Origin of the sequence: Sphingobacterium chuzhouense, assembly GCF_014692525.1 — a bacterium.
In the GTDB taxonomy this organism is placed as follows: Bacteria; Bacteroidota; Bacteroidia; order Sphingobacteriales; family Sphingobacteriaceae; genus Sphingobacterium; species Sphingobacterium chuzhouense.
The window spans coordinates 1,247,716-1,260,454 of sequence record NZ_JACNYL010000002.1 but is presented as its reverse complement, the minus strand read 5'-3'; the positions used below and the strand labels follow the sequence as shown (position 1 = coordinate 1,260,454).

General features: G+C 43.0%; 9 protein-coding genes. 6 read left to right on the top strand and 3 right to left on the bottom strand.

All coding sequences use genetic code 11. The features are described 5' to 3' along the window. Positions 1-5 precede the first annotated feature (5 nt). Positions 6-866, bottom strand: a complete 861-nt coding sequence (locus tag H8B21_RS11775) for an N-acetylmuramoyl-L-alanine amidase family protein (RefSeq protein WP_190313935.1) — start codon at positions 864-866, stop codon at positions 6-8. Between the two features lie 325 nt (positions 867-1,191). On the opposite strand from H8B21_RS11775, the gene H8B21_RS11770 reads away from it, so the two are divergent. From H8B21_RS11770 to H8B21_RS11760, 3 genes are all read left to right on the top strand, one after another. After that, complete coding sequence (locus H8B21_RS11770) at positions 1,192-3,747, top strand: putative LPS assembly protein LptD (RefSeq protein ID WP_317170389.1); 2,556 nt, start codon at positions 1,192-1,194, stop codon at positions 3,745-3,747. A gap of 6 nt (positions 3,748-3,753) precedes the next feature. Beyond that, complete coding sequence (locus H8B21_RS11765; RefSeq protein WP_190313934.1) at positions 3,754-4,995, top strand: competence/damage-inducible protein A; 1,242 nt, start codon at positions 3,754-3,756, stop codon at positions 4,993-4,995. Positions 4,996-5,095: 100 nt separating this feature from the next. After that, positions 5,096-6,544, top strand: a complete 1,449-nt coding sequence (locus tag H8B21_RS11760; RefSeq protein WP_190313933.1) for a dihydrolipoamide acetyltransferase family protein — start codon at positions 5,096-5,098, stop codon at positions 6,542-6,544. Between the two features lie 37 nt (positions 6,545-6,581). Here the strand turns inward: H8B21_RS11760 and H8B21_RS11755 are convergent, their stop codons facing one another. Beyond that, a complete protein-coding gene (locus H8B21_RS11755) occupies positions 6,582-6,875 on the bottom strand; it encodes a hypothetical protein (protein WP_190313932.1) in 294 nt (97 codons plus the stop codon). Between the two features lie 174 nt (positions 6,876-7,049). On the opposite strand from H8B21_RS11755, the gene H8B21_RS11750 reads away from it, so the two are divergent. Beyond that, positions 7,050-8,213, top strand: a complete 1,164-nt coding sequence (locus H8B21_RS11750; protein ID WP_190313931.1) for a methionine aminotransferase — start codon at positions 7,050-7,052, stop codon at positions 8,211-8,213. Between the two features lie 40 nt (positions 8,214-8,253). Here H8B21_RS11750 and H8B21_RS11745 read toward each other — a convergent pair whose 3' ends face one another. Continuing rightward, complete coding sequence (locus tag H8B21_RS11745; RefSeq protein WP_190313930.1) at positions 8,254-9,618, bottom strand: MATE family efflux transporter; 1,365 nt, start codon at positions 9,616-9,618, stop codon at positions 8,254-8,256. Positions 9,619-9,895: 277 nt separating this feature from the next. Between H8B21_RS11745 and H8B21_RS20820 the strand changes: the two genes are divergently transcribed. Then, positions 9,896-10,408, top strand: coding sequence for a Sec-independent protein translocase subunit TatA/TatB (locus H8B21_RS20820; RefSeq protein WP_190313929.1), 513 nt, complete (start codon positions 9,896-9,898; stop codon positions 10,406-10,408). A gap of 77 nt (positions 10,409-10,485) precedes the next feature. After that, on the top strand, positions 10,486-12,717 hold the full coding sequence (locus H8B21_RS11735; RefSeq protein ID WP_190313928.1) for a Tex family protein: 2,232 nt from the start codon (positions 10,486-10,488) through the stop codon (positions 12,715-12,717). The last annotated feature ends 22 nt before the right edge of the window (positions 12,718-12,739 follow it).

Here is a 12,739-nt window from a genome sequence, read left to right as displayed (position 1 = left end):
AAGCATCAGTGCCTCATATAGGCTTTATACGCTTTGATAGCATTCGTAAGATTTTGTGCTATTTCTATTTGTCCTTGCTGTGAAATCATATAATCTTCCTCTTCTGGACTACTGATAAAGCCAATTTCGGTTAAGACAGCCGGCATAGCGGCCTTAGCAAGTACAGCAAGTCCTAATTCTTTAACGCCACGATCTATCAGGGCACTTTTTGTATACTCTCCCTGTATAAGGGAAGCCAGTTTGATGCTTTCTTTACGGTATTGGTTTCGCATCAATTGAAAGATGATGTAGGTTGAAGGATCCTTCGGATCGAAACCGTACTCTTCCTCGTAGTTGTCTTCTAGTAGCAGATCGGCATTTTCTCGAATGGCGACGTCCTGTTCGCTGCTGCGGTGAAAACCTAAAACAAATGTTTCTGTCCCTCGAACATGTGGAGCTCTTTTTACCGTCGTAACATACCGCCCTCGTTTGTTCCTAACACGTACATCACGATCAGCTGAATTTGCATGGATAGAGATAAAAAGATTAGCCTTATTCCTATTGGCAATATCCGATCGCGTTTTGAAAGGAACATCGATATCTGTATCTCGGGTCAAAATAACTTTGACATTGGACACCTGTTCCTCCAGAAGTTCTTTTAACTTCTTGGATACATCAAGCACAATATCTTTTTCGGCAATTCTTCTTCCTCTTGCTCCAGGAATCTTCCCACCATGCCCTGGATCTATGACAACTACAAATGTTTCTTTTCCTGGCTCGTCATTACTTATAGCGTAAGTTGGAAATGTGAAAAAGGCATACATTACAAATGCCATTACCGCAGCGAAAACTGGTTTAGTAGGCTTTACATTTAAAATTCTAATCATCTGTACAATATCCTATTCTATCTCCGTTTAAGTAAGTGCAAAAATAGTTGAAAATTTATGTTTCATTAACATGTTTACTCCATGTGATGTGAATGTTTTTGACTATTTTTGTCGAAACAATTTTAAAAGATTCATACAAAAATAACATTCATAATCCATTTTGAAGGCGTTTACACGAGTTTTATGTCAAATTTTATTTCTTTTGTTGAGTTGCTCACTGGCTGTATCTCAAGTGGTAGACCCTTCGTATCCCATCTCTTCTAACGTTCAAGACACTACATTAATTGTTACCGACACTATAAAAAATATAACAGACACGACCGTTGTGGCAGATTCAACAGTGTTGGCGGATACTACAAGGAACCACCTAAAGGAAACTCAGGGACAAGATACCGTGATGATGGAAGACGATAGTGGCTTGGAAACGATGGTTACTATTGTTGCTAACGATTCGTCTTGGAATGAAGTCAGTAAAAATATTCTCCATCTATATAATGGCGCTAAAGTTAAATATCAAGATTTTGAGTTGGCTGCCGACTATATCCGATTGGATAGAAATACCAATCAACTGTTTGCCAGCGGGATTACCGATCATAACGGCAAATACGTCGGTCGGCCAGTGGTTATATTTCCGGGCGAAAGCCCCAAATCGGTCGACTCTTTAGTGTACGATTACAAAAGCCGGGAAGGGAATACGTATGGTATCATGACAGAGGAAGACGGGGCTTACATCCAGGCAAGAGTCGTCAGAAAGAACCTATATGACGAGCTTTCTCTACAAACGGGGATGTACAGTACCTGTAACTTACCCTATCCGCACACACACTTTGGTATCCAGTTTACAAAGGGGCTACTGGCAAAAAACCATATTGTAGTGGGACCTGCATTTCTCGTGGTGGAAAATATTCCCCTGAAATTTATAGCGATCCCTTTTGGTTTTTTCCCCAAGAACAACAAAAGATCTTCCGGCCTTTTATTTCCGTCTTTTGGAGAGGATGCCGCACGTGGTTTTTCTATGCGCGACATGGGATGGTATCTGGCATTTAGTGAGTATTGGGATTCCGAAATTAGAGGCAGTCTATATTCGAAAGGCGCGTGGGAAGCTAGTGTGCGTACAAATTATCTGGTTAATTATAAATATAGTGGTGGGTTTAACGTTCGGTATAGTTCTACGCCAACGGGGGTTGAAGGGACAGAAAGCTACGGACGTAGTAAGGATTTCAATGTTACTTGGAATCATACCCAGCGTCAAGAAGCTAATCCGGGGACCTCGTTCTCTGCTTCGGTCAATTTTGCTACGCGTTCTTATTTCCAAAATACAGGCTTCAACATGCAGAACACCATGGAAGACCTGACACGAAATAATATGTCTTCTTCGATAGCGTACGGTAAAGTGTTTGCAGATGGGAAAGTGAACTTCACGGCTAATATGAGCCATCGGCAGGATATGACATCCGGACAGGTCGATTTAGAGTTGCCATCTTTCAGTTTGAACGTGTCTACGTTTAACCCGTTTGATTCTAAAGATCGCGTTGGGGATCAAAAATGGTACCAGCGGATTACGGTCGGATATAGTTTGCAAGGAAGAAACTCTATCTCTACGCACGATTCGCTGCTTTTTAAGAAAGAAGCACTAAATAATTTCACGAATGGTTTCCAGCATAATATCCCAATTAGCTTAAGTTTAAATGCTTTCAAATATTTTCAGTTCAATACATCCGTAAACTATACGGAACGTTGGTATCTACAGAGCGTCCGTAAAAGATTGGCCAACGAAATCAATGGTTACACGCCTACACGTGATACGGTGAGTGGCTTTGAGCGTGCCTACGACTATTCGATGTCGGCAGGTCTTTCCACGAAGATTTACGGTATGTATCCTAAAATGGGAAAAGTAGAAGCCATTCGACACGTCATTACACCATCGGTTAATCTCAACTATCGTCCCGATTTCTCGGATCCTCGCTATGGTTTCTATCGGGATTTTATAAACGATAACGGGGTGCTCGAACGCTATTCTATCTTCGAAAATGGTATATTTGGTGGGCCTGGTGCTGGTAAATCTATGGGGATTGGTTTCTCGGTAGATAACAATATCGAAGCTAAAGTCCGGAACAATAATGATACCGCAGGTAATGAAGCGTTTCGGAAAGTGAAAATCATACAAGGTCTGACCTTTAGCGGAAACTATAATTTCATGGCCGATTCACTGAAGCTTTCTAACATTAGTTTCTCAGGTCGTACTTCCCTGTTCAAGGAAAAGATTAATATAAACTTTAACGGTACTTTTGATCCCTATACCTACAACAAAGAGACGGGACAAAAGATTGATAGATTTGCTATTCAAGATGGAAGTTTAGCACGGCTAACCAGTTTCGGTTTGTCGTTCGATTATAGCCTTAATCCCAATGCAAACAAAAGCCGGAATGACAATCTGGATTCCCTCCGTAACCAGATGCCCAACATGACAGCGGAGCAGGCCGATGCGCTCGCACGTATCAGTACCGATCCGAATGCGTTTGTCGACTTCAATATTCCATGGAACTTAAACGGTTCATTCAGCATGAACTATAATAATACAACCTGGGACCGCAGTGAAAGACGGATGAAAAGTAACGTTACCGCCACGGTCAACGTGAACGGTGATTTTAATGTTACACCGAAGTGGAAAGTACAGTTCAATACAGGTTATGATCTTCGGCAAAAAGCACTTTCACTGACGCGGTTTAGTATTTATCGTGATTTGCATTGTTGGGATCTGTCGGTTGGTTGGACACCTTTCGGACAATATAAGAGTTACAATATAACGATTCGTGCTAAAGCGTCGATATTGCAAGATTTGAAATTGACGAAGCGGGAAAGTCATTATACTTATCGATAGTGGTCAATGAAAGCAGAAATCATTACGATAGGCGACGAGCTATTAAACGGGCAGGTAATAGACACCAATTCCGCTTGGATTGCCCGACATCTTGGTGCATTGCATATCCCCGTTGTACATATCACTTCTATATCTGATAAAGGGTATGCTATAAAAAATGCCTTGCAGCAGGCTGAAGAACGTGCGGATGTAATTATTATGACAGGTGGATTAGGACCTACCCGAGACGATGTTACGAAAGCTGCAGTAGCAGATTATTTTGGTACAACGCTGGTACGTAATGAGACTGTATCGGCACATGTACAAGAAATTTTTCATCGTACGGGTAGAAAGCATATGCCCGCTATGAATATCGGACAAGCTGATGTATTGGCAAATGCAGCTGTCTTATTTAACGATGTCGGGACAGCCCCGGGGATGGCAGTCGAACGTAGCGGTAAATATTTCGCTTTTTTGCCGGGCGTGCCGTTTGAGATGAAATTTCTTATGGAAAACCGTGTATTGCCTATGTTGCGCAATGCCTACAAAAGCGATGTATTTGTTTATAACAGCTACTTATTAACTGTCGGTATTGGGGAATCCCACTTGGCCGAACAGATTGCCGACATAGAAGACACATTGCCTCCGTTTATTACCTTGGCGTACCTTCCGAGAATTGGGATGGTACGTTTGCGTTTTACAGGTGAGGGAACGGATATGGAAGCTTTAACAAGTATAACCAATAGCTTTAAGGAACAGGTGGTGGAACGCATAAAAGATCACGTCGTTTCGATAGACAATCGTTCGTTTGAAGAAGTATTGGTACAAATATTTACGGATACAGGTATTACACTTTCTACTGCTGAAAGCTGTACAGGAGGTTCCATTTCGGCACAGATTACAGCAGTCCCCGGCGCTAGCCGGATGTTTCAAGGTGCTGCGGTTGTTTATTCCAATCAAGCCAAGATGGATGTTTTAGGTGTTCTATCCGAGACATTAACGCAATATGGTGCTGTCAGCGAGCCAACGGTTAAAGAAATGGCTGAAGGGGCAAGGCGTGTATTCCGTACGGATTATGCTATTGCTACAAGTGGTATTGCCGGTCCGGGTGGGGGAACGGAAACAAAACCGGTTGGTACTGTATGTATAGCTGTTGCCGGACCGTCAGAAACCCGGATGCAAACCTTCCATTTTAAAAATGACAGAGCCATTAATATCGAGCGTACGGTCGTGGCAGGATTAACGATGCTTTGGGATATATTGAAATAATATTTTATTTTTGCCCCATTATAAAATATTATGTTTTGTTTAATTGAATTTGTTAGATTAAATGTTAATTTAGTAAATCATTCAATGAACTTAGGTCAATATGGGTATATATAAAGTGGTGCTTCCAAGAATGGGAGAAAGTGTTTCCGAGGCGACCATTACGAAATGGGTGAAAGCAATCGGAGATTTGGTTGAGGAAGATGATCCAATTGTGGAGATAGCGACAGATAAGGTGGATTCTGATGTTCCCGCTCCAGTTACAGGAAAGTTATCCAAGATTTTCTTTGAAGAAAACCAAGTAGCACAAGTGGGCGAGGTGATCGCGTGGATTGAAGTAGAAGGAAGATTAGACGAAGACACAAGTGTATCGGCGACAGACGAAGACGAGAATACCGTTCCCGAGCCTCAACCGGAAACACCTCAAGATATAACAGAGCAGCATACTAACACGGAAGAACCGCCGGAGGTTATTTCGGTTATAGAGGAAGAGGAAGCTCTGACATCGGATATTCCTGGTACCGAATTACTAACGCAAGAAACGCGTGAAAAGACCGTGTTACATTCCGGCTCTCGTTTCTACTCTCCTTTAGTCAAAAATATCGCACAGGAAGAAGGGCTTAGCCAAACAGAATTGGATAATATCCGAGGCACAGGTTCGGAAGGCAGGGTTACTAAACAGGATATTCTCGATTATATTGCAAAACGATCAACGAATTATCCGGCAACGGGATTTGGATCAGAAGAAGCATCCTCTAAAGCGACCTCATCCAATCAGCGCGTGATTACGCCTTCTTCGGAAGAAAAACCGATAAGTGGAAATGCTGCGAAAGCAACAACACCTGGTGATGAAATTGTGGAAATGGATCGTATGCGTAGGCTCATAGCCGATCATATGGTGCATAGTGTAAAAACGTCGCCACATGTGGCCTCCTTTGTAGAAGCAGACGTAACGAATCTAGTCAATTGGAGAAATAAGATCAAGGATAGCTATAAAAAGCGGGAAGGCGAAAATATTACCTTTACCCCCATTTTTATAGAAGCTATCAGTAAAGCATTACGTGACTTTCCAATGGTTAATGTATCCGTTGAAGGACATCAGATCATCAAGCGGAAGAACATCAACATCGGTATGGCCGCAGCATTGCCTTCTGGCAATTTGATTGTTCCCGTTATCAAAAATGCCGATCAGCTGAGTTTAGTGGGATTGAGCAAATCTGTCAATGATTTGGCACATCGGAGTCGGCAGAATCAATTGAAACCAGATGATACGCAAGGGGGGACTTTTACGTTTACCAATATCGGTGCTTTTGGGAATATTATGGGGGTACCTATTATCAATCAACCACAAGCAGCAATCTTGGCTGTAGGTACAATTAAGAAAAAACCTGCCGTTCTGGAGACGGAACACGGGGACGTAATTGCTATCCGCCATATGATGTATCTGTCTATGTCCTACGACCACCGGGTCATTGATGGCGCGTTAGGTGGCACTTTCTTAAAACGTGTTGCGGATTATTTAGAAAATTGGGATATAAATCGGGAGATTTAACCAAAAAACGGCGTGTATTTTTACACGCCGTTTTTTATTATTTTGCATTGTTAATAGTCTCTTGCTCCCTCAATCTATCGATATTGTTCTTTTCGCTGTATTCTTCCGTTTTTTCTTGGAAAGACTCCAAGATTTCCCGAATAGAATCGGCATTGTCTGCAGTCCGCTGATAGATATCCGGCATTTTGGATTCTATTAGTTTATCTCCCAACTCGATGTTGTCTACTTCAATTTTGCCTACCTTTTCTAAAACAGCCTGCTGACTATTTCGTACGTCTTCCAGTTCTCTGACAATTTTTGCCATTAGGTCGAATTTTTTCAACTTGTCCATATCACATTTTGTTTTAGTTTCTTATAATAAAACGTATTTGTCGACAATTTGTTTTTAACGTGGCTTACAAATAGGACGCAAGACTTATCATCTAACGCTCGAGACAAATCAGAAAATTTATTTGTTCATTAAATATAAAATCTATTATTTTAGTAGGGTAGTTAAATCGCTAAAATGACAGAATCCCTTCAACGTGCAAAGTTTGTTTCCAAACTTCCAAAAACAGAGGTTAGTATATTCTCCCGCATGTCGGCTTTAGCCCAAGAGCACGGCGCTATTAATTTATCACAAGGATTTCCCAATTATCCGACATCCGAGAGGTTAGTTACTTTGGTTGACCATTACATGCGTAAAGGATGTAATCAATATGCACCCATGCCGGGTATATTGCCCCTTAGGGAAGTTTTGGCGGAAAAGATGCATATGCTTTATCAAGTAGATGTGGATGCGGAAAAAGAGATAACCATTACCTCAGGAGGCACCCAGGCACTCTTTACAGCAATCGCGACACTTATCCGTCCGGGTGATGAAGTCATTATCTTCGAACCGGCCTACGATTCCTATAGACCCAGCGTCGAGCTTTTTGGTGGGAAAATCGTTCCAGTAATACTAAAAGCACCTCATTTTGCTATTGATTGGCAGGAGGTAGCGACGTTGATTTCACCCCGTACAAAGCTTATCATCGTTAATAACCCCACCAATCCCTCAACTAAGATTTGGAAGAAAACAGATTTCGAAGCCTTGGAAAAATTGGTACAGGACACCTCGATTGAGATATTGAGCGATGAAGTATATGAGCATATTGTCTACGACGATAGACCACACTGGTCTTTATTGCAGTTCCCGGCACTATGGGCGCGTAGTTTTGTCGTGGCTTCGTTCGGGAAATTATTGCATACTACAGGTTGGAAATTGGGTTATGTGGCTGCACCAGCATATCTAACAGCCGAATTTCGAAAAATACATCAATTTAACGTATTTAGTGCCAATACCCCTATGCAGTTTGCGATAGCGGACTATCTCCAGGATAAGGATAGTTATCTGAGTTTACGTGCTTTTTTTCAAGAAAAGCGCGACCTATTTGTAGAGGGGTTGAAAGCAAGCCGATTTCGAAGTTTGCCCTGTGAAGGTACGTATTTTTTGTTGATGGATTATGCACCGATCAGCGACTTACCTGAATTGGCTTATGCCACCCAATTGACTACCCAATTTAAAGTGGCTACTGTTCCTGTTTCCGCATTTTACGCTTCGCCCTATGATCAACGCCTGCTTCGTATTTGTTTTGCTAAAGATAAGGACACGCTCAACAGGGCGTTGGATCTATTAATAAAAATATAATGTAGAAAAAGAGCTGCCTTGGATCAATATGTTGTCCAAACTACCCAAACCTATCCATCCGCTGCCGGATAATGCTCCGGTAGCGCATATATAACAATATAGAAGAAGTCAGTAACCCGAGTGAAAGCCCATACCATACACCTTGCACACCAATGTTGAAATAAACACCCAAAAGGTATGCAGCAGGGATTCCAACGATCCAGTAAGCAATGAAAGTAATCAGTGTAGGGACATTGACGTCACCCATTCCGCGGAGAACGCCCAGCCCGACAACTTGCGTGCCGTCAAACAGTTGGAACAGTCCTGCGATGATTAGAAGCTGAGCAGAGATGCTGATAACAGCCTGGTCGTCACTGATTATTCGGGGTAAATGTTGGTTGAAGACCGCAAAAATCACCGCACAGATCAACATAAAAACAATAACAAGGTGATAAGAGACGGTAGCGAACTTCTTTACCCGCGTCATGTTTCTTTTCCCATAACTATGACCGGTTTTGATAGTCGCAGCCGAGGCAATACCACTGGCCATCATATATGTCATGGAAGCCAAGGTAATCGCAACTTGATGACTGGCCTGTTCCAACGCCCCAATCTTTCCGGCGATAAGGGATGCCGCAGCAAACGAGCCCACTTCAAATACATATTGCAGAGCCATTGGAGCACCGATTTTAAAAATGCTCTTTATCCGGGAAAGTTCCGCACGAAAAAATGAAAATGTTTTTGTGTATAGACTGAACCGTTTGGAACGCAGGACATAAAAAGACATCGCCAGCATCATTAGCACACGGTCAATTAAGGTTGCGTACCCAACGCCAACAATGCCCATTGGTTTGATACCGAACATACCTTTCACAAATATAATGGCTAAAATCACGTTCAATACATTGCCCCAGATGGTGATGTTCATGGCCTGTCTAGTAAAGCCAAGGCCCTCGGCAAACTGTTTGAATGTGTTAAATGCCATCAACGGGATAATGGAGAACATCAAGACCAATAGATAAGGTTTTGCCGTTTCTACCACCTCGGGATCCTGATCAAGGTGTTCCATGGCGTACATCGACCCAAAGTTAACGAGGCCAAATAGCAGAATAGCAGTGGCAACATTTAGCCAGAGGCTACTGGAGAGCAATTTTCCGCAAGCGTCTTTGTCGCCTTTACCATTGGCTTGGGCGATAAGAGGTGTCAGGCCATAAGAAACACCAAGTCCGATCACCATAACCACGATAAACACCGAGTGTACAAGGGAAACCGCTGCCAGTGGAATAGTTCCGGCAAACTTACCCACCACGACTGTGTCGGCCGTCTGCACCAAGGTATGTCCCAACTGAGAAATAATGACAGGTCCCGCAAGTGCAAAGGCACTCCAATAAAAATGTTTATTCTGTTTGTAATAATGATGTAACATAGTGTTCCGCGGGTGCGCCAATATTCGAGTCTGCAAATATAATTGTTTTAAGGTTTGCATTGCCCCTAATTAACACTTAATGTCGCATCTGGGGATTTGAAGTATGTGGAGACTCATTTTTTGTACTACAAATTATTTCAAATATCCGCAGCGACGAGGTTTTTGATCCTTTTTTACGAAAAAAAAGGATATAAATGTTACATCAAAATTTGGAGGAAACGTAAATTTACACTTACCTTAGTTGCTTGTTAAGAAAGATTAAAAGGAGAAGGATAAAATGACTTTAGGATTCTTGAATATCGGCACACAGGAGATGATACTTATTGTTATCGTCATTTTACTGTTGTTTGGAGGGAAGAAATTACCCGAATTAGCGAGAGGATTGGGACGCGGAATTCGCGAATTTAAAGATGCATCTGATGGTATAAAACGGGAAATTTCAGATCAGATAAATAATTTTGAAAAGGATTTGGACGTTACTGTAGAGGATACACCGGTTACCAAAACCAAATCTCAAACAATATCAGAAGAGATTAATCAGCAAGAGAGGGAAGGCGAAGAAGCCGTTGGGGTGGAACAGGAGACAAAAAAGGAGTTTCCGAAGTTTACAACGCCAGAGAATACAGTGCAACATCATCCTGGTGAGCAACCATCTTCAGGCGATGAACATTACACGTATGGGTATAATGATCATTTTGCAGATGAAGAGGGCAGCACGGACACACTTGAAGGTGAAGAAACACAAACCAATACATCGGCTTCTGATACGGAGCAATCTAAAAATGTTTAAATTTATTTATCGTATAATACTATTCTAAAAGCTGTTGGTAAATTCCTACAGCTTTCTTTTTTACTTACTTTTAAAATATGGCATACGAAATTATTATTTCGCAAGAACTGGGGATAAATAGTCGTCAGGTGTCCACGACTATCGATTTATTGGACGAAGGAGCAACTGTTCCATTCATCGCCCGTTACCGTAAGGAGATGACCGGCAGTTTGGACGAAGTGCAAATTACGACTATCCGTGACCGTGTGCAGCAATTACGCGATTTAGATAAACGCCGGGAAGCCGTACTGAAATCTATTACCGAGCAGGGAAAATTAACACCTGAGCTGGAACAACAGATCCAACAAGCGGAGACGATGGCTATTCTAGAAGATATTTACCTGCCATTCAAACCCAAACGCAAAACGCGTGCATCCGTAGCGAGAGAAAAAGGCCTACAACCGTTGGCTGATAGGTTGCTCCTACAGGAGAAAGACGATGTATCAGTATTAGCAGCTGGTTTTATCGATTCGGAGAAGGGGGTGGCATCCGAAGAAGAGGCCATAGCAGGTGCACGTGATATTATAGCAGAGCAGATTGCGGAAGATGCCGAAGTTCGCGCAAGATCCCGGAAAATATTTTTGGATAAAGGTCTGTTTATTTCGCGTGTTGTTCCCGGAAAAGAAGAAGATGCGTTGAAGTACAAAGACTACTTTGAGTGGTCGGAACCGCTTCAAGATGCGCCGTCTCACCGCGTGTTAGCAATGCGCCGTGGCGAGAAAGAGGAAATGCTCTATCTTGATATTGCTGTAGAAGAGGAAACGATACTTTCGGCTATAGAGAAAATCTATATAAAAGCCAATAATGATGCTGCCGCGCAAGTACGAATAGCCTTACAAGATAGCTATAAAAGACTGCTGAAGCCGTCCATGGAAACCGAGGTGAGGGTATTGACTCGGCAAAAAGCAGATGAAGAAGCCATCCGTGTGTTTGCGGACAATGTCCGTCAATTGCTGCTGGCAGCGCCTTTGGGACAAAAACGGTTATTGGCGATCGATCCGGGATTCCGCACCGGGTGCAAAACGGTTGTATTGGATGCCCAGGGCGCACTACTGGAGAATACCACCATCTTTCCGCATAATGGTGCAGGAGGTTTAGCGGAAGCCGCAAAAACGGTAGAACTGTTGGTAAAACGCTACGATGTGGAAGCGATAGCTGTTGGTAATGGCACGGCTGGCCGCGAGACAGAAGAATTTGTCCGCAAGTTAGGATTAAAAGATGTTACGGTCGTGATGGTGAACGAATCGGGCGCATCGATTTATTCCGCTTCAGAAGTGGCTCGGGAAGAATTTCCGGACTACGATGTGACGGTTCGTGGAGCAGTGTCTATTGGTCGACGATTAATGGACCCGTTAGCGGAATTGGTGAAAATTGACCCTAAATCTATCGGGGTAGGCCAATACCAGCACGATGTTGATCAAAACAAATTGCAAAGCTCGTTGGATGATACGGTTATCTCCTGTGTGAACGCGGTAGGTGTAGAGTTGAATACAGCATCTAAACAGATTTTGGCGTATGTCTCCGGACTTGGCCCCTCTCTTGCACAGCAGATCGTAAATTATCGGGTAGCGAATGGACCATTCAAATCACGTAAGGAACTGAAAAAGGTTCCACGTTTGGGAGATAAGGCCTTTGAACAGGCGGCAGGTTTCCTTCGTATCCGTCACGGCGAACATCCGCTGGATGCTTCTGCTGTACACCCGGAGCGTTATGCACTTGTGGAGCAAATGGCAAAAGACCTGCAGGCCAATGTACAGGATTTGTTAACAAATGAGGCGTTGCGCAAGCAAATTGACCTAAAGAAATATGTGTCGGATGAAGTCGGGCTTCCGACGCTAAACGATATTATAGCGGAGTTGTCCAAACCGGGGCGTGATCCGCGCGAGCAATTCGAAGAGTTTAAGTTTACAGACGGCGTGAACAGTATACGTGACCTACGCATCGGTATGAAATTACCGGGCATCGTTACGAATATCACCAATTTTGGGGCATTTGTGGATGTTGGTGTCCACCAAGATGGTTTAGTGCACCTAAGCCAGCTTGCTAACCGTTTTGTTTCCGATCCGAATGAGGTGGTCAAGGTACAGCAGCGTGTTATCGTGACTGTAACCGAAATCGATGAAAGGCGAAATCGCATTGGCCTGTCGATGAAATCCGATGAAAAACCTGCGTCATCACGTAAGCACCATGATAATCAACGGAAAGCGAAGACACCCGAAACCGATATGGCGAGTAAATTAGCCGCCTTGGCAAGTAAGTTTAAATCATAATATACAGGGCAGACATGCCAGT